Annotated in this window: 19 protein-coding genes; 13 read left to right on the top strand and 6 right to left on the bottom strand. The window is 71.0% G+C overall.

Annotation, left to right across the window (positions count from 1 at the left end):
- Positions 1 to 66: 66 nt before the first annotated feature.
- A complete protein-coding gene (locus tag SANBI_RS11820) occupies positions 67 to 501 on the bottom strand; it encodes a hypothetical protein (protein ID WP_319155240.1) in 435 nt (144 codons plus the stop codon).
- A gap of 375 nt (positions 502 to 876) precedes the next feature.
- On the opposite strand from SANBI_RS11820, the gene SANBI_RS11815 reads away from it, so the two are divergent.
- Positions 877 to 1,941, top strand: coding sequence for a glutathione S-transferase family protein (locus SANBI_RS11815; RefSeq protein WP_319155238.1), 1,065 nt, complete (start codon positions 877 to 879; stop codon positions 1,939 to 1,941).
- A 124-nt stretch (positions 1,942 to 2,065) separates the two neighbouring features.
- On the opposite strand, the gene SANBI_RS11810 is transcribed toward SANBI_RS11815, so the two are convergent.
- From SANBI_RS11810 to SANBI_RS11800, 3 genes are all read right to left on the bottom strand, one after another.
- Positions 2,066 to 3,778, bottom strand: coding sequence for an HNH endonuclease signature motif containing protein (locus SANBI_RS11810; protein WP_319155236.1), 1,713 nt, complete (start codon positions 3,776 to 3,778; stop codon positions 2,066 to 2,068).
- Between the two features lie 258 nt (positions 3,779 to 4,036).
- The gene (locus SANBI_RS11805; protein WP_319155233.1) at positions 4,037 to 4,933 is read right to left on the bottom strand and encodes a putative F420-0 ABC transporter ATP-binding protein; all 897 of its coding nucleotides are present in this window, start codon (positions 4,931 to 4,933) and stop codon (positions 4,037 to 4,039) included.
- A gap of 92 nt (positions 4,934 to 5,025) precedes the next feature.
- Complete coding sequence (locus tag SANBI_RS11800; RefSeq protein ID WP_319161297.1) at positions 5,026 to 6,033, bottom strand: putative F420-0 ABC transporter permease subunit; 1,008 nt, start codon at positions 6,031 to 6,033, stop codon at positions 5,026 to 5,028.
- Between SANBI_RS11800 and SANBI_RS11795 the strand changes: the two genes are divergently transcribed.
- Positions 6,020 to 6,280 (top strand): hypothetical protein, encoded by a 261-nt coding sequence (locus SANBI_RS11795; protein WP_319161379.1) that lies wholly within the window; start codon positions 6,020 to 6,022, stop codon positions 6,278 to 6,280. The two genes, SANBI_RS11800 and SANBI_RS11795, sit on opposite strands and share 14 nt — an antisense overlap.
- A gap of 36 nt (positions 6,281 to 6,316) precedes the next feature.
- Here the strand turns inward: SANBI_RS11795 and SANBI_RS11790 are convergent, their stop codons facing one another.
- Both SANBI_RS11790 and proC read right to left on the bottom strand, forming a co-directional pair.
- Positions 6,317 to 7,417 carry a putative F420-0 ABC transporter substrate-binding protein gene (locus tag SANBI_RS11790; RefSeq protein ID WP_319155231.1) on the bottom strand — a complete coding sequence of 367 codons (1,101 nt, stop codon included), beginning with the start codon at positions 7,415 to 7,417 and terminating at the stop codon, positions 6,317 to 6,319.
- A gap of 156 nt (positions 7,418 to 7,573) precedes the next feature.
- A complete protein-coding gene (proC, locus tag SANBI_RS11785; protein ID WP_319155229.1) occupies positions 7,574 to 8,401 on the bottom strand; it encodes a pyrroline-5-carboxylate reductase in 828 nt (275 codons plus the stop codon).
- Between the two features lie 210 nt (positions 8,402 to 8,611).
- Between proC and SANBI_RS11780 the strand changes: the two genes are divergently transcribed.
- From SANBI_RS11780 to ndk, 11 genes are all read left to right on the top strand, one after another.
- On the top strand, positions 8,612 to 9,433 hold the full coding sequence (locus SANBI_RS11780; protein WP_408669705.1) for an SDR family oxidoreductase: 822 nt from the start codon (positions 8,612 to 8,614) through the stop codon (positions 9,431 to 9,433).
- A 369-nt stretch (positions 9,434 to 9,802) separates the two neighbouring features.
- Positions 9,803 to 10,063 carry a hypothetical protein gene (locus SANBI_RS11775; RefSeq protein ID WP_319155227.1) on the top strand — a complete coding sequence of 87 codons (261 nt, stop codon included), beginning with the start codon at positions 9,803 to 9,805 and terminating at the stop codon, positions 10,061 to 10,063.
- A 286-nt stretch (positions 10,064 to 10,349) separates the two neighbouring features.
- Positions 10,350 to 13,739 carry an isoleucine--tRNA ligase gene (ileS, locus tag SANBI_RS11770; protein WP_319155225.1) on the top strand — a complete coding sequence of 1,130 codons (3,390 nt, stop codon included), beginning with the start codon at positions 10,350 to 10,352 and terminating at the stop codon, positions 13,737 to 13,739.
- Positions 13,736 to 15,136 (top strand): bifunctional folylpolyglutamate synthase/dihydrofolate synthase, encoded by a 1,401-nt coding sequence (locus tag SANBI_RS11765; RefSeq protein ID WP_319155223.1) that lies wholly within the window; start codon positions 13,736 to 13,738, stop codon positions 15,134 to 15,136. Before ileS ends, SANBI_RS11765 begins: the two co-directional genes overlap by 4 nt.
- A 273-nt stretch (positions 15,137 to 15,409) precedes the next feature.
- Positions 15,410 to 16,405: a dihydroxyacetone kinase subunit DhaK gene (gene dhaK, locus SANBI_RS11760; RefSeq protein WP_319155221.1), complete on the top strand. Its 996-nt coding sequence runs from the start codon at positions 15,410 to 15,412 to the stop codon at positions 16,403 to 16,405.
- A 148-nt stretch (positions 16,406 to 16,553) separates the two neighbouring features.
- Positions 16,554 to 17,228, top strand: coding sequence for a dihydroxyacetone kinase subunit DhaL (gene dhaL / locus SANBI_RS11755; protein WP_319155219.1), 675 nt, complete (start codon positions 16,554 to 16,556; stop codon positions 17,226 to 17,228).
- Positions 17,225 to 17,920 (top strand): dihydroxyacetone kinase phosphoryl donor subunit DhaM, encoded by a 696-nt coding sequence (gene dhaM / locus SANBI_RS11750; RefSeq protein WP_319155217.1) that lies wholly within the window; start codon positions 17,225 to 17,227, stop codon positions 17,918 to 17,920. The genes dhaL and dhaM overlap by 4 nt, the downstream gene beginning before the upstream one ends.
- A 75-nt stretch (positions 17,921 to 17,995) precedes the next feature.
- Positions 17,996 to 18,622 (top strand): TetR/AcrR family transcriptional regulator, encoded by a 627-nt coding sequence (locus SANBI_RS11745; protein ID WP_319155215.1) that lies wholly within the window; start codon positions 17,996 to 17,998, stop codon positions 18,620 to 18,622.
- 31 nt (positions 18,623 to 18,653) lie between these two features.
- The gene (locus SANBI_RS11740; RefSeq protein ID WP_319155213.1) at positions 18,654 to 20,405 is read left to right on the top strand and encodes an MDR family MFS transporter; all 1,752 of its coding nucleotides are present in this window, start codon (positions 18,654 to 18,656) and stop codon (positions 20,403 to 20,405) included.
- A 4-nt stretch (positions 20,406 to 20,409) separates the two neighbouring features.
- Complete coding sequence (locus tag SANBI_RS11735) at positions 20,410 to 20,871, top strand: DUF4233 domain-containing protein (protein ID WP_319155211.1); 462 nt, start codon at positions 20,410 to 20,412, stop codon at positions 20,869 to 20,871.
- Between the two features lie 22 nt (positions 20,872 to 20,893).
- On the top strand, positions 20,894 to 21,331 hold the full coding sequence (ndk, locus tag SANBI_RS11730) for a nucleoside-diphosphate kinase (RefSeq protein WP_319155209.1): 438 nt from the start codon (positions 20,894 to 20,896) through the stop codon (positions 21,329 to 21,331).
- Positions 21,332 to 21,379: the final 48 nt, after the last annotated feature.

Here is a 21,379-nt window from a genome sequence, read left to right as displayed (position 1 = left end):
GCCAGAGGGGCAGCGAGCGATCTGGCGCCCGCGGAGGGTCAGCGGGCGATCGAGCACCGCGGGCGGTCAGCGGGTTGCCGGGGCCGGGTGGACGAGGGCCTCCGCGGCGAGCAGGAGGTCGCGCGCCCCGAACACCTCCAGGGTGACTGTCGGGGTGACGAGCGTCCAGACCTCGTCCTGGTCGTCGCTGGAGGCGAAGGGGTCGCCCTTGAGCGTGGCGCGCCTCGATGCGTGGTCCAGAGTCACGTGCCCGATCTGGATGGCCCGCTGGCGGTCGTCTCGACGTCGGCAGGTCACAGCACCGGCAGACAGCTCGAGCTCTACGTCCGCCCACTCTCGGGTGAGTCCCGGGATGCGACCGGTGACCATGCGGACGTAGCAGCGGAGCGTGCCCTCGTCGATCTTCTGCCGTGCCCGGCGTCGACGCCCCCGCCCAGACCCGCCTCCGCCGAAGACGAGGTCGACGAGGAGACCGAGCACTTCTCCGATGAGGTCGCCCATGGTGTCGCTCCTTCGTCGGTGGTCCAGGTGCTGCGGTGCCAGGTGCCAGGTGCCAGGTGCCAGGTGCCAGATGCTGGGCGCTGTGGTGCTGTGGCGCTGTGGCGCTGTGGTGCTGGGGTGCCGCGTGACCGAGAGCCGGGCGACACTGGTCCGCTGCCTGCGGTCGAGGACCGTGGTCCGGCGGGGAAGAACCTACAGCTCGGAGCAGTCGCGGAGCCGAGGTCCGCCGGCGAGGCGCGGGTGATCTTCCGGAGTCGGCACGGCAGGTGCCCGGACTGCCCTCTGGACGCGTGCCGGTCTTGCTCGCCCCACGTGCCTGACGTCGTGCACACCGTGCGTCCTGCCGCGCCCGCCAAAGTAATGCAAGATTGCACTATGGCTGACGACGCGAACCCCACGACCGCAGACGACCAGAGCACCGCCGGGTCCTACGTGACGCCGGGTACCGAGTTCACCCGCGACGCGCGCTACATCGCGACCCGGATCACCGCCGACGGCCGCGACGGCTACCCGGTCGAGGCAGGCCGCTACAGGCTCGTCGTGTCGAGGGCGTGCCCGTGGGCGAACCGCGCGATCATCGTCCGCCGCCTCCTGGGCCTCGAAGACGCCATCTCCATGGGTGTCGCAGGCCCCACGCACGACGCCCGCTCCTGGACCTTCGACCTCGACCCGGACGGCGTCGACCCCGTCCTGGGCATCCCGCGCCTGCAGGACGCGTTCTTCGCCCGGTTCCCCGACTACGAGCGCGGCATCACGGTCCCGGCCTTCGTCGACGAGACGACAGGCCAGGTCGTGACGAACGACTACGCGCAGATGACCCTCGACATGTCGACCGAGTGGACTGCGCACCACCGCGAGGGAGCCCCTGACCTCTACCCCGAGGCGCTGCGGGCCGAGATCGACGAGGTCGCGCTCGCGGTCTTCAAGGATGTCAACAACGGTGTGTACAGGTGCGGCTTCGCGGGCTCGCAGGAGGCGTACGACAAGGCCTACGACAGGCTCTTCGCCCGCCTCGACTGGTTGTCCGAGCGCCTGTCGACGCAGCGTTACCTCGTCGGCGACACGATCACCGAGGCCGACGTGCGGCTCTTCACCACGCTGGTCCGCTTCGACGCGGTCTACCACGGGCACTTCAAGTGCAACCGCTCGAAGCTCACCGAGATGCCGGTGCTGTGGGACTACGCCCGCGACCTCTTCCAGACCCCCGGCTTCGGCGACACGATCGACTTCGAGCACATCAAGCAGCACTACTACGTGGTCCACACGGACATCAACCCGACGAGCATCGTGCCCAAGGGGCCGGACCTCAGCGGGTGGCTCGAGCCGCACGACCGTGCCGCCCTCGGCGGTCGCCCCTTCGGCGACGGGACCGCGCCCGGCCCGGTCCGTCCTGGCGAGGAGGTCGACCCTCAGCACTCTGCGCAGGCGATGCGCGGCTGAGTGGTCTACGGGTCTGGTTGCACGTCGGACCCGTGGTGCCGGGCGCGCGCTGGTCGCGACACTCGTGGGTCGTCGTGACTGTGTCCAGCGTGCCCGGCGCAGTGGTCCTCTCGAGCGCTCCGGGTCAGAACGGTGGCTCGTCGGCACAGGGGGCCGGGCCGTGATCAGTGGTTGCGGTACCAGGTTCGTCGCGCCTCTGGTCGTGGTCGCGTGAGATCTCGACGGCGGCGCGGTCGAGGTACGTGCGGCCTGATGGGGTGGTCCAGTACACGACGTCAGCGCTGGTCCGCGATGCTGCGTGACGTGCGGAGTCGCTGCCGACCTCAGGGCTGGTGCCGCTCTCAGCGTTGCTGCGGTCCTGAGAGCCGGAGGCACGTCGGTCCATGGCGAGGGCGGGGGAATGCTCGGGCTGAGGGCGGGCGCACTCGTCCCCGCGACCGGCGCTGCCTGGGGACTCGGTGCTGACGGTCCAGCCGGTGGTGTGCTTCAACCGGTGGTGCTTCCGGCACAGGTGGATGAGGTTGTCCTGATCGGTAGCTCCCCCGTGGGCCCAGTCCTTCACATGGTCGATGTCGCAGCGTTGTGCTCGGCGGGAGCACCCGGGGAATCGGCAGGTCTCGTCGCGGAGCCTGAGCCAGGACCTGAGGTCTGCCGGTACGGCGTAGCGGTCGCGCCCCACGGACAGGACGGTGCCTGTCTCGGGGTGGGTGAGGATCCTCAGGAAGCTGGGTGCTTGTGCTGCCAGGCGGCGGGCGGTGTCGGCGTCGATGGGCCCGTGGCCGGCGAGGTCGCCAGGCTCGTCTGAATGGCCGAGGAGAGTCATGACGGGGATGGTGACGGCGACCTGGGGTTTGATGTCCCCGAGGGAGACGCGGTCGGCGACGCCTGCGATCGAGTGCATGGGTCGGCCGTCGCCTGTGGTGGTGGTCGGCACAGCGGCGCCCGTGCCCTCGTTCACGGGCCCACTCGTACTGCGGGCGCGGGTGGTGCTGAGGCGGAGAGATCGACGGTCGGTCAGCCCGGACGTGCCGGGTGCCTCGGTGCCTGAAGGGCCCCCGAGGGTCGCGTGCGGTGCGGGCAGCTCGACCTCGGCGGTCGAGGCCGCGAGCACCGCGCGGGCGTCGTCGTCGAGCAGCAGGTCGATGCTGGCGTCGGCGCGCAGCTGCGCCAGGGTGCGAGGCTCGTCCTGGCCTTGGACTGCGGCGGCGATGTCGGTGAGGCGGTGGAAGATCGCGGTCGCCTGGACTGCGGGCAGCAGGTGGTGCAACCACGCCATGCCGTCCTCGCACGGTTGCAGCTCGACGTGGCGGTCCTGGGCGGCGAGCCGGTGGCGAGCCGTCATCGGACGGGGGTCTCGGTGCTCACGCTCGCGCCGGGCGACGCGCTTGAGCCTGGAGACCGTGGTGGTGCGGGCCTTGTCGGCCAAGATCGCGTCCAGCTCGAGGACCGATGTCTCGTCCAGCCCGATGGTCGCGTCGAGCACTGCGAGCGCGTGCCTGTAGGAGACCTCGCCCGAACGCAGGGCGGTCATCGTCGCGGGGTGCTCGTGGACCAGGGACTGCGACTCGACCAGCAGCGTGGACGCCGACCTCTCGGGCAGGCGCAGCGCGCAGGCGAGCTCGGCGGTCACCGACCGCTCGGCCAGACCGTGGTCCAGGCCGCTGGCGTGCTCCAGGCCCCGGCGGCGAGCCGCTTCTTCGGCAGCATCCCGCGACCAGCGGCGCAACGCCTCGACACGCTCAGCGCACCGAGCCTGCGCAGCGGCAACCTCGGCGAACCCCGCCACGACCGCGTCCACCAGCTCGCCCTGGCGGTCGTTCACCTGAGCGGGGGTCATCGAGTCGATGTCCTCGGCCCCCGCATCGTCGGGCTCGAGCGACTCGAGCGAGACAAGGGACGCAGGAGGCGACGCAATCGATGTGGGCGAGGTAGGCGACGGAAGCAAGGGAGAAGACGCCGGCGATGCGAGACCTGACGGCGTGGCGTGGCTAGCACTGCGCACTTCATCAGGTAACAGCAGATTTCTCGACATGTCCCAATTCTCTGGATCGCCACTGACACTCGCCGTGGTCGATCCCTCACGACCCACCGTCCCTCAGGCCAGCGCGAAGGACAGCACAGGTCTTCCCGTCTCCGGGTGGGTCAGTACCGTGCACCGGACGCCGTACACCTCGTCGAGCACCTCAGGCACGAGCACCTCCTCGACAGGCCCAGCAGCCACGACCCGACCTCCGGCGAGGACCACCACGTGGTCGCAGACGCTCGCCGCGAGCGTCAGGTCGTGCAGTGCCGCGAGCACGGTGACGCCTTCGTCGGCAAGCTCGCGGAGCAGCGCGACTGTCTCGAGCTGCGCGCTGATGTCGAGATGGTTGGTGGGCTCGTCGAGCAGGAGGAGACGAGGCTGCTGAGCGAGTGCCCGGGCCATGTGCACACGCTGTCGCTCGCCCCCGGACAAGGAGGCGAGGGCCCGGTCCGCGAAGGCCGTCATCCTGGTGCGCGCCAGAGCGTCGTCGGCGATGGCGTGGTCGGTGGCGCTGTCACCTGCCAGCAGCGAACGGTGCGGGATCCGACCCAGCAGCACAGCATCGCGCACGGTGAGCGGGAGCTCGGCCGAGGCGTCCTGCTCGACCACGGCCAGCTGCCGCGCGCGCTCCCGACGCCTGAGGCCCAGCAGATCTGCGCCACCGAAGGCGACCTCGCCGGCATCGGCTCCGAGCACCCCGGTCAGCAGACGCAGGAGGGTCGACTTGCCGGACCCGTTCGGGCCCACCAGGCCGGTCAGCGCCCCGACGGGAGCCGTGCAGTCGACGCCGTCGACGATCGTCCGCCCGTCGACGGACCACGTCATCCTCGAGGCGTTGAGCCCGTCCTGCGGCTCGCGCCCCGGGGCACCAGGCTCGCGCGCCGTGGCAGCAGGCTCACGCCCCGCGGCACCAGGCTCGCGCGCCGTGGCGCCAGCCTCGCGGACCGCGGGACCAGGCTCGCGCCTCATGCCACCAGGCTCGCGCCCCCTGGCACCAGGACCGCCCCCCGCGGCACCAGGACTCCGCCTGAGCTCTTCGGGCCCCCGCCCCGGCGCCCGTGTCACGCGAGCCTCCGCCCACGCCACAGGAGCAGCGCGAAGACCGGCGCCCCGACAGCCGCCGTGATGATCCCGACAGGCACCTCCCGCGGCGCGAAGATCGTCCGCGCGAGCGTGTCGGCCCACACGAGGAACGACGCTCCCGTGAGCGCGGAGAGCGGCAGCAGCAGCCTGTGCCGTGCCCCGGTGAGCAGCCGCACGGCGTGCGGCAGGATCAGCCCGACGAAGCCGACAGCCCCCGAGACCGACACGAGCGCCCCCGTGAGCAGCGCGACGCCGACGAGCAGCAGCCACCGGGTCCGCTCGACCGAGATCCCGAGCGCCGCCGCCGAGGAGTCGCCGAAGGTGAAGGCATCGAGGACCGACCCCGACAGCGCCAGGGCCGAACCGAGGACGAGCACGGCGATCCCCGCGATCGCGACGGATCCCCACGTGGCACCGGCGACAGACCCCATGAGCCACGACAAGATCTCCCGGTACGAGTCGCCCGTCGCCGACCAGAAGATGACGAAAGACGTGGCAGCCGCGCACAGCTGGCTCACCGCCAGCCCCGACAAGACGGTCCGCGTCGGCGTGATCGCGCCGAGCGCCCCCGCGAGCCCGAGGGCAGCGGCGAGCGCGAGCACAGCCCCCGCGAAGGCCGCGACCGGCAGCAGCACTCCCAGACCGAGCACGAGGACCAGGACCGCACCGAGGGACGCGCCCGACGACAGCCCCAGCAGGTAGGGGTCGGCGAGCGGGTTGCGGGTGAGGGACTGCATGACGACACCGCAGAGCGCGAGACCTGCGCCGACGGCCGCGGCCGTGAGCACCCTGGGGAGCCGCAGCTGCCACACGATGCCGTCCCGCAGGACGCTCAGCGGCTCGACGCCCACCACGTGGTCGAGGCCGAGCCCGCGGGTCAGGTGCCAGGCGACGGATCGCCAGACCTCGCCGACGCCGAGATCGGCCGAGCCGATCGTCACGGCGAGGAGCACGGTCGCCACGAGCACGGCGGTGGCGCCGATCAGCCAGGGGAGGGGGCGGGGACGGGACCTGGGGGCATGTGCGTGCTCGCTGGGTCCCGGCAGAGGACCGCCCGGAGCAGACGAGCTCGAGCTCGACACGCTCGACACGCCCACGCTCGACGCGCCTGCGCTCGGCACCCCCGCGCTCCACCCCGCCGCGCTCGGCGCCCCCGCGCTCGACCTTGCCGCGCTCGGCACCCCCGCGCTCGAGCTCGCCGCGACCGGCACCCCCGCGCTCGGCACTCCATAGTTCGACACAGCCCCGCCCCGCCCCCTCCGGCGCATCTCAGCCAGCAGCGCTGTCGTCGGTGCCGACGGTCAGAGCCCCGACCTGCTCGACGACGTCAGACACCGCGGAGACGTTGCGCACCCCAGCCTCCGTCGCGGCGAAGGGGATCACCACGTACCGCTGCTCCTGCACAGCGTTCAGGTTCGCGGTCGCCGGGTTCTCCTCGAGCATCGCGATCTTGCTGTCCGCGGTGTTCCACGCGGCGTCGACCAGCACGATGACGTCGGGGTCGGCCGCGACGACGTCCTCCCAGCCGAAGGGGGTCCAGGTGTCGTGGACGTCGGCTGCCACGTTCGTCAGCCCGGCGGCCTCCATGATCATCTGCGGCGCACCGATGCCCGCACCGACGTAGGGGATGTCGGTCCCTGAGGAGTACCAGAGCGCTGTGAGGCCCCGCTCGTCGGGGACGACAGCCTCGAGCTCGGCGCGCTGCTGGGCGACGAGGTCGGCGGCGGAGGCCTGCACGTCGAAGATCGTCCCGACCTCGGTGATGTCCGCGAACACGTCGTCGAAGGTCAACGGGTCGGGCATGTACGCCTCGCCCTTGCACGCCGACGGCGAGACATAGCTGGCGACGCCGAGCGTCGCGAGGGTCCCGCGGTCGCCCGCGCTCTCGGCGGTGAGGTTCGACTCCCACCCGGCGTAGACGAGGTCGGGCTCGACCTCGGTGACGGCCTCGGCGCCGGGCGCCTGGGTCGAGAGCGGCGAGGTCACGGCGTCGTTGGCTGCCGCGGCGTCGGACAACCACTCGGGTACGGGTCCGTCGAGGAAGGCCGTCGCGGCGATCCTGTCGGACAGCCCGAGGGCGAGCAGCATCTCGGTGGTCGACGACTTGATCGTCAGGACCCGCTGCGGCGCGGAGTCCACGGTCACCTCGAAGCCGCAGCTGTCGAGGGTCAAGGGATACGTCGTGGCCAAGGCGCCGGTCCCCGACGGGGCCGTCGCGCCGCCCGAGGAGGGGCTGTCGGCAGCGCTCCCCGTGGCCGGCGCGCTGCTCGCCGAGCACGCGGCGAGCGTGAACGCCGCGACTGTCACGAGCGCGAGAGGGGCGAGACGGGCAAGGGTGCGGCGGGGCGCACGGGGACGGCTGGGCAGCACGAGGAGACTCCTGATGAGGTGTGGTCAGCGGGAGGCACGGCTACTGCGTACCGACGATCAGCACCCCATCGAGCGGGGCACGCCACCAGGCCAAATCAGGTCCGGGATCTGGGGATACTCTACCCGCGGCCCCACCAGGAGAGCCGGGACGGCAGGTCAGCCGCCCGCGTTCATCTCCCTGTCGCGGTCGATGGTCGCCTTCACGCCGTGCGCGACGGTCGACAAGAATCCGCGGTCCTCGAGCGCGAGCAGTCCGGCGACGGTCGTCCCGCCGGGGGAGCAGACCGTGTCGATGAGGTCCCACGGGCTCTTCTGGGACTCGCGGACCATCTTCGCCGAGCCCAGCACAGCCTGGGCGGCGATCTGCGTGGCCTGCGCCTTGGGCATGCCACCGGCGACGGCAGCCCGGGAGAGCGCGTCGATGAACAGGTAGGTGAAAGCCGGGGAGGAACCCGCGATGGCCGTGTAGGTGGAGAACTGCGACTCGGGGATCTCGACGACCTCGCCGACTGCCTGGAAGATCGCGACCACCGTGGCCACGTCGTCGGATGTCGCCGCAGCGTTGCCGGTGACAGCGGACATGCCGGCGCCGATCATCGCGTTGACGTTCGGCATGACGCGCACGACAGCAGAGTCCGACCCAGGCGCAGCGTCGGTCGTCAGGAAGGACTCGAGCCTGGAGAGCGGCGTGCCCGCGGCGATCGACACGACGACCCGTCGCCGCTCCGCGATCCGCCCGGAGAGACCTTCGAGCAGCGCAGGGATCCCCTGCGGCTTCACCGCGACGACGACGACGTCCGAGGCGTCCACGAGCTCTTCGGCCGAGCCGACCACCCGCACACCGAGGTCGGAGCCGAGCAGCTCACGCTTGTCGGCGTTGCGGTCGAAGACCACGACCTCGTCGGCGGGGAACCCGCCCGAGCCGACCATCCCTCGGACGATCGCGTTCGCCATGTTCCCGGTGCCGATGAATCCGACGGTCATGAGCTGTGGACCTTCCTGGTGGGGCGAGACGACAGGTGTGCGAGGTGACGACAGATGTGCAGGGTGACGGCTGGTGCGAGACGTCGGCCCACGACGTGGCCGGCGCGAGCAGACCACTCCAGGGCCGGTGCCGACGGCGGGCACGCGCAGCCCTGGTCAGCACCGACGTGCTAGACCAGTACGGTACCCGTTCGTCCCTGAGGAGAACCCGTGTCCCAGCAGCAGCCCGACCCGTCCCAGCCGACCTCGTCCGGCGACCCTGCGGGCACGCAGGCCGCCCCCTCGACGCCGCTCCGCGCTGTCGTGACCGGCGCCTCCTCAGGCATCGGTGCCGCGACGGTCCGGCACCTGCGTCGCGCCGGCTGGGACGTCGTCGCCGTGGCGCGGCGCGCCGACCGCCTCGCGGCGCTCGCGGAGGAGACCGGTGCGCAGGTGGTCGTCGCCGACCTCACCGTGGCCGACGACGTCGCCCGGCTCGCCGCCGAGGTCACCGCAGGAGGCCCCGTCCACGCCCTCGTCAACAACGCCGGGGGAGCGCTCGGGACCGACAGGGTCGAGGCCTCCGACGTCGAGCGCTGGCGCCGTATGTACGAGATCAACGTCCTCGGCACCCTCCAGGTCACCATGGCGCTGCTCCCGGCGCTCCGGGACTCCGGGCGCGGCGACGTCGTCGTGCTCACCTCGACCGCCGCGCACGGCACCTACCCGGGTGGTGCCGGCTACGTGGCCGCCAAGCACGGGGAGCGCGTCATCGCCGACACCCTGCGCCTCGAGCTCGTGGGAGAGCCTGTCCGCGTCATCGAGATCGCCCCGGGCATGGTCCGCACCGAGGAGTTCTCGCTCACCCGCTTCGACGGCGACCAGGCCAAGGCCGACGCGGTCTACGCCGGGGTTGAGGAGCCGCTGACCGCTGACGACGTCGCCGACGCCATCACCTGGACGCTCACCCGCCCGCACCACGTGAACATCGACCACCTGATGATCCGCCCGCGCGCCCAGGCCTCGAACACGCTGGTGGCGCGGAAGAGCTGAGAGGGCCTCCGGCGGCCGGGGGAGGGCGGAGGCAGCACTGCACCCTCCCTCAGGCCGCAGGTCTTCCGCGTGGACCGGCCCGGGCGAGACGGTGCTGCCTCTCGTCCTGGGTCCGGCCGTCCCACCCCTTGCGCACCGGACCGTGCCCCTGGCACCATGCTCTGGTGACCACCACCCAGACCTCCGCCGCGCGTGCCCTGCACGCGCCGGTCTGCGGTGCGCTGTGCGCAGCTGCTGCGTGTTGTTGAGGCTCTGACCTCCTCCGCAGTGCATCCCGTCGACCACCCGCAGGTCACCTCAGTCGTCTGAGGACCGTCGTACCTGCCCCTGGTCCGGGATGCGTCCAGCCACGCACCCCAAGGACCTCACATGTCTGTCACAGCCCTCGACCTCTCCGTCGTCACCATCGAGTCCCTCGTCGCCCAGGACATCTCCGCCTACTCGCTGCGTCGCCTGCGCGACGGCAGCACGCAGTCCTCGTCGAGCCGGGCCGCCACGCTCCCGGAGGGGCAGCCCGTGCCCGCCGTGCCGCTCGTCCTCCCGGCGGTGACACCCATCCCGGCGCCGATCGCCGTGCCAGCCCACCCGCACCGCGCCCCTTCAGCCCGCCGCCTGGCCCAGGTACACTGACCGGACAGGCGTCGACCCGGCCATCACCGGCGAGCCTCCGGAAGAACAGGCCTCGCGGCCTCGTCTCGTGCCCGAGCCCTGCTCGGTCCCGAGGTCAGAGAGCGAGACCCCAGTAGAACCGGACGGGGACGGCCCGTCACAGCCAGCACGGTGGTCGCCCCTCACAGGGCGCCGGCAGAGCGGTCGTCCCTCGCGGACGGCAAGCGGGGTGGTACCGCGGCAGGCGCGCAGGCGCACGTCGTCCTCGCACGGCACGTGAACACCCGGACCACCCAGGAGCCCCGCCATGTCGAGCCACCCGGACACCCACGCCACTGAAGACGCAGCCGCCACCGCGCCTAGTCCGTCGTCCTACCCGCAGCACCGCCCCGAGCAGTCGGGGGTGCCGGCCTCGCCGAACCTCCCCGCGCTCGAGGAGCAGGTCCTCGCATACTGGAAGCAGGACGGCACCTTCCAGGCCTCGATCGACGCCCGGCCCGCAGGCGCCGACGGTGACAACGAGTTCGTCTTCTACGACGGCCCGCCCTTCGCCAACGGTCTGCCGCACTACGGCCACCTGCTCACCGGCTACGCCAAGGACGTCGTCCCGCGCTACCGCACCATGCGCGGCGAGCGCGTCGAGCGCCGCTTCGGCTGGGACACCCACGGGCTGCCGGCCGAGCTCGAGGCGGAGCGGATCCTCGGGATCACCGACAAGAGCCAGATCGAGGCCATGGGCATCGACGTCTTCAACGAGGCGTGCCGCACCTCGGTCATGAAGTACTCGGAGGAGTGGAAGCAGTACGTCACCCGCCAGGCGCGCTGGGTCGACTTCGAGCACGACTACAAGACCCTCGACGTCACCTTCATGGAGTCCGTCATCTGGGCCTTCAAGCAGCTGCACACCAAGGGCCTCGCCTACGAGGGCTACCGCGTGCTGCCGTACTGCTGGCGCGACGAGACCCCGCTGTCCAACCACGAGCTCCGCATGGACGACGACGTCTACCAGTCGCGTCAGGACCCGGCCCTGACAGTCGCCCTGCGCCTGCTCGACGCCGAGGGCGCGCCGACAGCCCAGCGCCTGGTCATCTGGACGACCACGCCGTGGACCCTGCCGTCCAACCTCGCCGTCGCCGTCGGACCCGACGTCGACTACGTCGTCGTGCGCCCGGGCGAGGGCTCGGTCCTCGCAGGCGACGAGGTCGTCCTCGGTGCCGCGCGCCTGGGTGCCTACGCCAAGGAGCTCGACCTCGGCGACGACCACTCGGCCCACGTCCTGCGGACCGTCAAGGGCTCCGAGCTCGCCGGCACGCGCTACGTCCCGGCCTTCGACTACTTCGCCGGCGACGCGGAGAACCCGCACGCGCACCAGATCCTCGCGGCAGACTTCGTCACGGTCGACGACGGTACGGGCCTCGTGCACCTCGCCCCCGCCTTCGGCGAGGACGACATGGCGGTCTGCCTCGATGCGGGCATCCAGACCGTCGTCCCGGTCGACGGGCGCGGCCGCTTCACCACGCAGGTCCCCGAGTACGCCGGCCAGCAGGTCTTCGACGCGAACCCCCACGTCATCAAAGACCTCAAGGACGGCACCGGGCCGCTCGCCCGGACCGACGCCGCCAGCCGCGCCGTCGTGCTGCGTCACGAGACGTACCAGCACTCCTACCCGCACTGCTGGCGCTGCCGGAACCCGCTGATCTACAAGGCCGTCTCGAGCTGGTTCGTGCGCGTCACGGAGTTCCGCGACCGCATGGTCGAGCTCAACCAGGACATCACCTGGACGCCCGAGCACATCAAGGACGGCCAGTTCGGCAAGTGGCTCGCGAACGCCCGCGACTGGTCGATCTCCCGCAACCGCTACTGGGGCACGCCCATCCCCGTGTGGGTCTCGGACGACCCCGCGTACCCGCGCACCGACGTCTACGGCTCGCTCGCCGAGCTCGAGGCGGACTTCGGCGTGCCGGTCACCGACCTGCACCGCCCGTACATCGACGAGCTCACCCGGCCCAACCCTGACGACCCCACGGGCGCCTCGACCATGCGCCGCATCCCTGACGTCCTCGACGTGTGGTTCGACTCCGGCTCGATGCCCTTCGCGCAGGTGCACTACCCCTTCGAGAACACCGAGTGGTTCGAGCACCACTACCCGGGCGACTTCATCGTCGAGTACATCGGCCAGACCCGCGGCTGGTTCTACACGCTCCACGTGCTCGCGACGGCGCTCTTCGACCGTCCGGCCTTCCGCAACGCCGTCTCGCACGGCATCGTCCTCGGCTCCGACGGCCGCAAGATGAGCAAGTCGCTGCGCAACTACCCTGACGTCTCCGAGGTCCTCGACCGCGACGGCTCCGACGCCATGCGCTGGTTCCTCATGAGCTCGCCGATCCTGCGCGGCGGCAACCTCGTCGTCACCGAGGAGGGCATCCGCGACTCGGTCCGTCAGGTGCTGCTGCCGGTGTGGAGCACGTACTACTTCTTCACGCTGTACGCGGGTGCCGCGAACGGCGGGGAGGGCCTCACGGCGCGCCGCGTCGAACCCGACGAGGTCTCGGGTCTGGTCGACATGGACCGGTACCTGCTCGCGCTGACAGGCAACCTCGTCACCGACGTCCAGGCCCAGCTCGACGCCTTCGACGTCTCCGGTGCCTGCGAGTCCGTGCGCCAGTACCTCGACGTGCTCACCAACTGGTACGTCCGGACGCAGCGCGACAGGTTCTGGGGAGAGGACGCCGACGCGTTCAACACCCTGTGGACCGCGCTCGAGACGCTGTCCCGCGTCATGGCGCCGCTCGCCCCGCTGCTCACCGAAGAGGTGTGGCGCGGGCTCACGGGCGGTCGCTCGGTGCACCTGACCGACTGGCCGACCCTGGTCGACCCGTCAGGTGCGCGCACCGAGCACGGTCAGGTGCTCGCGGTCGACGACGCGCTCGTCGCGTCGATGGACCGCGTCCGCTCGGTCGTCTCGCTCAGCCTCGGCCTGCGCAAGGCGAACCAGCTGCGCGTGCGCCAGCCGCTCGCCACGCTCACCGTCGTCGTCGACGACCCGTCGGCGCTCGCGCCCTACAGCGAGCTGCTCGCCGGGGAGCTCAACGTCAAGGCTGTCGACCTGCGCCCGCTCGACGAGGGGGCAGCCGAGAGCTTCGGCATCTCCCAGCGCCTGAACGTCAACGCCCGTGCGGCCGGCCCGCGCCTCGGCAAGGGCGTCCAGGCGGCCATCAAGGCTGCGAAGTCCGGCGCCTGGCGGCTCGACGGCGACGAGGTCGTCGTGACGACCCCGGATGGCGACGTCCCGCTCGTGGAGGGCGAGTACGAGCTCGTCACGGTCGTCGGTACCGACTCCGACGCCCCGTCGACGGTCGCCGCAGCGGTCTTGCCGAGCGGTGGCTTCGTGGTCCTCGACCTCGCGCTCGACGACGCGCTCCTCGCCGAGGGCTACGCCCGCGACGTGGTCCGCGACGTCCAGGACGCCCGCAAGGCCGCCGACCTCACCGTCGGCGACAGGATCGTGCTGACGCTCGAGGTCCCCGCGGACCGGCTCGACGCCGTCGCCGCGCACCGGGACCTCATCGCCAAGGAGACGCTCGCGGTCGAGATCACCGTCGAGGAGTCGCCCGACCAGGAGCGCCACGTCACGGTCGCCCCGGCCGCAGGACACGCAGCACCCGCAGTGCCGTCGACAGGAGACACCCCCGCATGAGCACCCGCCAGAACGGCCGACGCCGCCCGACCGGACCCGAGGTCTCGGCCGAGGTCCAGGCCGAGCTCGACGCGGTCTACCGCAGCATCATCTCGCGCGCCCCGGAGCACGACATCGACCCGACGCTCGACCGCGTCACGCAGGTGTGCGAGCTCCTCGGCGACCCGCAGAAGGCGTTCCGGACGATCCACATCACCGGGACCAACGGCAAGACCTCGACGTCGCGCATGACCGAGAGGCTGGTCCGCGAGCACGGCCTGCGCACGGGGCGCTTCACCAGCCCGCACCTCACCTCGGTGACCGAGCGCATCGCGATCGACGGCGAGCCGCTGAGCGCGGAGCGCTTCATCGAGGTGTGGAAAGACGTCCAGCCCTACGTCGAGATGGTCGACACCTCGTCGCAGGCGGCGGGCGGCCCGAGGCTGTCGTTCTTCGAGGTGCTCACCGTGATGGCCTTCGCGGCCTTCGCTGACGCCCCTGTCGACGTCGCGATCATCGAGGTCGGTCTCGGCGGGCTGTGGGACTCGACCAACGTCGTCGACGCGGAGATCGCGATCATCGCGCCGGTCGCCCTCGACCACCAGCAGTGGCTCGGAGAGACCGTCGAGGAGATCGCCGCGCAGAAGGCCGGGATCGTCAAGGACGGCGCGACCCTCGTGCTCGCCCAGCAGGACCCTCTCGCCGAGGACGTCATCGTCGAGATCGCGTCGGCCCGAGGGGCGCACATCGTCCGCGAGGGGACCGACATCGAGGTAGCCGAGCGCTTCGCGGCCGTCGGCGGGCAGCTCATGAGCCTGCGCACCCCGGCGGGTCTCTACACCGAGATCTTCATGCCGGTCTACGGGGCGCACCAGGCGCACAACGCGCTGCTCGCGCTCACCGCGACCGAGGCGCTCGTCTCGGGCGGCGGGGCTCTCGACGGCGACGTCGTCGGTGCAGCCTTCCAGGGCGTCGACTCGCCCGGTCGCCTCGAGGTCGTGCGTCGCAGCCCGACGATCCTCGTCGACGCCGCCCACAACGCGGCCGGTGCGCGCGCTCTCGTCGACGCGATCGAAGAGTCCTTCGACTTCACGCGGCTCGTCGGTGTCGTCGGCATCTTGGCCGACAAGGACGCCGAGACGATCCTCTCCCTCCTCGAGCCCGTGCTCGCCGAGGTCGTGATCACCCAGTCGAGCTCGATGCGCTCGCACGACGTCGACGACCTCGAGGAGATCGCGGTCGACATCTTCGGTGAAGACCGTGTCAGGTCCGCAGGGCGCCTCGACGAGGCGATCGACGTGGCCGCGGGCCGCGCCGAGAGCGAAGACCTCATCGGGGTCGGGACGGGCACGGGCGTGCTCGTCACAGGGTCGGTGATCCTCGCGGCCGAGGCCCGGACGCTCCTCGGGCTCACCTGAGGCTGACGGTCTCCGGGCTCATCTGAGGCTGGCGGTCCCCGGGCTCACCCGAGGCTGACGCTCCTCGGGCTCACCCGAGGCTGACGGTCCCAGCGTCCTGGTCTGGTCCAGGACCCACCCGACGTACCGAGCACCTGCCCCGACCGGGGTGGGTGCTCGGCTCGTCTCAGGGTGAGCATCAGGTGAGGTTGCGTCCCGGACGGCGCGCTCGTGGCCGGACGGTGCTTGAATGCTGTTGACAGGTCCACCACTTGCGCGACGAGGAGCAGTGCCGTGAAGAAGCTCATCAACGACCCGGAGAACGTCGTCGCAGAGTCTGTCGAAGGATTCGGGTGGGCCCACGACGACATCGTGGAGATCCGCACCGACCCCCTCTTCGTCCTGCGCAAGGGTGGTGCCGTCCAGGGGCAGGTCGGCCTCGTCTCGGGCGGTGGTGCCGGCCACGAGCCGCTGCACGCGGGCTTCGTCGGCGAGGGCATGCTGACGGCTGCCGTCCCCGGGGCCGTCTTCACCTCCCCGACGCCCGACCAGATCCAGCCGGCCCTCGCGGCCGCCGACGGCGGGCGCGGGGTCCTCGCGATCGTCAAGAACTACACGGGCGACGTCCTGAACTTCGAGACGGCCGTCGAGCTCGCCGAGGACGAGGGCACGAGCGTGCGCACTGTCGTCGTGACCGACGACGTCGCCGTCGAAGACTCTCTCTACACAGCCGGCCGCCGCGGCGTGGCGGGCACCCTCGCCGTCGAGAAGATCGCCGGGGCGAGCGCCGCTCGCGGTGACGACCTCGACACCGTCACGGCGATCGCCGAGCGTGTGTGCTCCCAGGTCCGCTCGATGGGTGTCGCCCTCGCCGCGCCGACGGTCCCGCACGTGGGCCGACCCAGCTTCGACCTCGCGGACGACGAGGTCGAGATCGGCATCGGCATCCACGGGGAGCCGGGCCGTCACCGCATCCCCGCCGCGTCGGCCGACGACATCGCGCAGATGCTGCTCGACCCTGTCGTCGACGACCTCGGCCTGGGGTCGGGGGAGTCCGTGTTGCTGTTCGTTAACGGAATGGGCGGTACGCCGCAGTCGGAGCTCTACGTGGTCTATCGTCAGGCTCGCCGGCTCCTCGAAGGACGAGGTGTCACGGTCGCGCGGTCTCTCGTCGGCAGCTATGTCACGTCGCTCGAGATGCAGGGCGCGTCGGTGACGGTGCTCCGGCTCGACGACGAGCTCACCCAGCTATGGGACGCCCCTGTGCGGACCGCTGCGCTGCACTGGTGAGCTCAGGCGACGGGCACGAGCGACCGGGCCGCACCCTGTGCGGCGTTGCTGCCCAGGTCAGGGCAGAGCAGAGATCCAGCATGGTCAGCAGGACACGGTGCGCCCCGAGGGGTGCACCGGGGCAGTCGAGAGAGAGCTTGAGGGAAGCATGACGTTGGACGTGGCGTGGGCACAGCGATGGGCACGAGAGAGCGCGGCGGCCATCACGGCGGCGCGTGACGAGCTGGTCGAGCTGGACCGGCAGATCGGTGACGGCGACCACGGGGAGAACCTCAAGCGAGGCTTCCAGGCTGTCGTCGCAAAGCTCGACTCGATCGACGTGGCACCCGAGCTCGTCTCCGACGTGCTCAAGACCGTCGCGACGACCCTCATGTCGTCGGTCGGCGGGGCCTCCGGTCCGCTCTACGGCACGGCGTTCCTGCGGGCCGCGAAGGTCAGCGGTCTGGCGACCCTCGACGCTCATGCCGTCGTCGCGCTCCTCGAGGGCGCCCTCGAGGGCATCACGGCTCGCGGCAAGGCCGCGCCGGGGGAGAAGACCATGGTCGACGCCTGGGGTCCGGCGGTCGACGCGGCCGTCGCCGCCGCAGACGCCGGCGCAACCCCCGTCGAGGTGCTCGAGGCCGCGGCCAGGGCAGCGTCGGCCGGCGCGACCCAGACGACAGGTCTCGTGGCGACCAAGGGCAGGGCGTCGTACCTCGGCGAGCGGAGCATCGGGCACGAAGACCCCGGTGCGGCGTCGTCGGCGCTGATCCTGCAGGCTGCGGTCACGGCCGCTCGAGGCGCCGACAGCGATGCCAGCACCACGACCGGGGGTGTCGCATGAGCGCCCGGGTCGCACTGGTCCTCGTCTCGCACTCGCGCCAGCTCGCCGACGGCGTGGCCGAGCTCGCCGCGCAGATGGCACCAGGTGTCCGGATCTTCGCCGCCGGCGGCACGGACGCCGGCGAGCTCGGGACGAGCTACGACAGGGTCCTCGAGGCGGTCACGGCAGGACTGTCGGCAGCAGGGGGAGTCGTCGTGCTCGCCGACCTCGGCTCGGCGATCCTCACCGTCGAGTCGGTCCTCGAGGTCCTCGACGAAGGCTCCGAGAAGGTCGTCCTCGCAGACGCACCCTTCGTCGAGGGTGCCGTCGCCGCCGCCGTCACGGCGCACGGCTCCGGCACCGTCGCCGAGGTCCTCGACTCGGCCGAGCACGCGGGTGGCACCTTCGCCGTCCGTGAGCCCAAGGCACCCCACTCGCCCGTCGACGACGCGGGCGACGTCGCCCAGCGGACCGTCGTGGTCCGCAACCCCCTCGGTCTGCACGCCCGACCCGCAGCGGTCCTGGCGCGGCTGATCGCGGGCCTCGACGCAGCCGTCACCATCAACGGTGCTAACGGAGCCAGCGTCCTGGAGATCATGAAGCTGGGCGCGACGGGCGGGCAGGGCCTCGTGCTCAGCGCGACAGGACCGGCTGCCGAGCAGGCGATCGACGTGGTCGCGACGGCCATCGAGGGTGGGTTCGGCGAGGTCTGACCTCGTGACCGACGCCACCAAGCCGTCGATCTTTTTGCATTGACTGCAAAAGTGCAGCCTGTGTAACGTGTTCGGGTGCTCACCTCTTCGACCGACCCGACGCCGTCCCCAGGCCTGCGAGAGCGCAAGAAGGCGGCGCGCCGCGAGGCGCTGGTCTCCGCCTCCCACGAGCTCGTCGGGCGTCTGGGGCTGGACGCCGTCACCGTCGAGATGATCTGCGAGCAGGTCGGGGTCTCGCCCCGGACCTTCTTCAACTATTTCGCCTCGAAGGTCGACGCCGTCCTCGGCATCCAGGAGACTCCGCTCTCCTCGGAGTCCGCCGAGGTCTTCGCCGCCGGCGGGCCCACCGGGAACCTCCTCGACGACTGCGCCGCCGTCGTCGGGGACATGCTCGACAGCTCTCCGGTCGACCTCGACAGGATGGCTCTCGTCATGGAGCTCTCCCAGCGCGAGCCAGCGCTCCTCGTCCGCCAGATCGCCTGGTTCGAGGAGCGCACGACCGAGCTCGCCGTCCTCGCAGCCCGCCGCACGGGTGCTGCGCACCCCGGGGCGACCGAGAAGATGATCAGCTCGCTGCTGATCCTCCTCGTCAGGTCCACCCTCACCCGCTGGGAGCTCGACGGCAGCGTCGGCGAGCCCTCCAGCCACCTTCCCCACGTCACCGCCGAGCTCCGCACGCTGCTCGCCCCGTCAGACTCCTAGACGTCTCACCCGCCCAGAAACCAGGTTCCTCATGGCCTCCGCACCACCCGCCCCCGCAGGGGACAAGCCGCTGGTCGTCCTCGACCAGCGCACAGTCTGGACCATCTTCGGCGCGCTGCTCGCCTCGATGTTCATGTCGTCCCTCGACCAGTCGATCCTCGGCACAGCGATGCCGACCATCGTCGGCGAGCTCAACGGCGTCGAGCACCAGGGCTGGCTCATGACCGCCTACATCCTCGCGATCGCGATCGTCATGCCGCTCTACGGCAAGTTCGGCGACCTCTGGGGTCGTCGCTGGCCCTTCATCATCGCGATCGGGCTCTTCACCGCCGCCTCGGCCGGTGCCGGCTTCGCCCAGAGCTTCGGTGAGCTCGTCGCGTGGCGCGGCATCCAGGGCCTCGGCGGTGGTGGGCTGATGATCCTGTCGCAGGCGATCATCGCCGACATCGTCCCCGCGCGCGAGCGTGGCAAGTACATGGGCCCGATGGGCGCACTCTTCGGCATCTCCGCGGTCATCGGCCCGCTGCTCGGCGGTCTGTTCACCGACCACGCCAACTGGCGCTGGTGCTTCTGGATCAACATCCCGATCGGTCTCGCCGCGATGATCGTCGCGTGGCGCACGCTCAAGCTCCCGACGCACCGCTCGACCAAGAAGATCGACGTGCTCGGCATCCTCTTCATGGTGCTCGCGACCTCGAGCCTCGTGCTCGTCACGAGCTGGCAGAGCTGGAGCGGCCAGGACAGCTACGACTGGTCGCACGGCGGCCTGCTCGCCCTGTCCTTCACCTTCGCGGCATCCACGGCGCTCTTCATCATCGTCGAGCACCGCGCCGAAGAGCCGCTCATCCCGCTGCACCTCTTCAAGAACCCGACCTTCACCATCGCCACGAGCGTCGGCCTGGTCATCGGCATGGGCATGTTCGCCGCGCTGAGCTTCCTCCCGACCTTCCTGCAGATGTCCGCAGGGGTCTCGGTCACCGGGTCCGGGTTCCTCATGCTGCCGATGATGGCCGGGCTCATGCTCACGGCGATCACCTCGGGAATCCTCATCACCAAGACCGGCCGGTACAAGAAGTACCCCGTCGCCGGCATGGCGATCGCCACGATCGGCCTGGTCATGCTCACCCAGATCTCGGGCAGCACGTCGATGGTCGTCTTCGGCCTCATGCTCTTCGTGCTCGGGGCCGGCCTCGGCCTGGTCATGCAGACGATCGTCCTCGCGGTCCAGAACGCGGTCGACCCGAAGGAGATCGGGACGGCCACGAGCTCGAACAACTTCTTCCGCGAGATCGGTGCTGCCGTCGGCGTCGCGGTCTTCTCGACCATCTTCACAGGACGCCTGGGCGACAACCTCGTCGAGGTCGCCGCGACGGTCCCGCCAGAGCAGGCTGCTCAGCTCGACCCGACGGGTGTCACCCCTGCGGGTGTCGCCGTCCTGCCCGAGCCGCTCAAGCAGGGGGTCATCGACGCCTTCGCCGACTCGCTCGCCCCGGCCTTCTGGTACCTCGTGCCGCTGCTGGTCATCGGCTTCCTGCTCACGCTGTTCCTCAAGGAGGTCAAGCTGTCGAACGAGGCCGGCATGGTCGCCCGCGGCGAGGCCGTGGCAGCAGGCGGTGCCCCGGTGCCGGCAGCCGACCCCAGCACCGACGACGTGACCTCGGCTGCGGACGACGAGCGCGAGCAAGTGCTCCTCGACGCGGACGGTCACCCGGCCGACGGCTCCGCCGCCTCGGGTGAGCGCGCCGCCGACGACACAGCACAGGCCCGACCGTCGGTATCCTGACGACGTGAGCTCAACTCCGTCCTCCGCAGCCCCCGACCCCTCCGGCACCCCCGGAGGGGAGGGGGCTGCGCAGCAGCCCAGCGTCCCCAGGATCGTCCCGAAGAAGGCTGCCAAGCCGCAGTTCACCTCGACGATGCTCGTCCTCGAGGCCTTCGTCGTGCTCTTCGCGACGCTGACGGCCTCGCGGCTCATCGACGTCCCGGCCAGCACCGTGTGGATCGTCGGCGGGGTCCTCGCCCTCGTCCTGGTGATCCTGTCGCGCACCGTCGCGGCACCGGGCGGCTACATCGCCGGGTCGCTCGTGCAGGTGCCCGTCCTCGCGATCAGCATCGTCATCCCGCTGATGATCCCGGTGGCCGTCGTCTTCATCGCTCTCTGGGTCGTCTCGCTCTGGCTCGGGGCGAAGATCGACCGCGAGCGCGCCGAGTACGACGCAGCGCACCCTGACGAGGCGCCGAACGTCTGAGCGCCGGCGATAGGGTGTGCGCATGACCACGAACGCACCTGCTGTCTCCCGCACGCTCGTCCTCGTCAAGCCCGACGGTGTCCGTCGTGGGCTGTCGGGGGAGATCCTGCGACGCATCGAGGCGAAGGGCTACACCTTCGCAGCCGTCCAGCTCGTCCACCCCACGCGTGAGCTGCTCGCCGAGCACTACGCCGAGCACGAGGGCAAGCCGTTCTTCGAGCCCCTCGTCGAGTTCATGCTCTCCGGGCCGGTCCTCGCCGTCGTGGCCGAAGGGCACGGCGTCATCCCCGGCTTCAGGTCGCTCGCCGGCGCGACGGACCCGACAGCGGCAGCCCCGGGTACGGTCCGCGGCGACCTCGGCCGCGGCTGGGGCCTCAAGGTGACCCAGAACCTCGTGCACGGCTCGGACTCCGAGGAGTCGGCCGCACGCGAGATCGCTCTCTGGTTCCCGGCCCTCTGACCCGAGCCGCTCCCTGACGGGCCCGTCCACCATCGTGTGGGCGGGCCC

This window comes from Sanguibacter biliveldensis (assembly GCF_033798665.1).
Lineage (GTDB): Bacteria > Actinomycetota > Actinomycetes > Actinomycetales > Cellulomonadaceae > Sanguibacter > Sanguibacter inulinus.
Note: the sequence above shows the minus strand (reverse complement) of the source record. Positions and strands in the feature narration are given on the sequence as shown.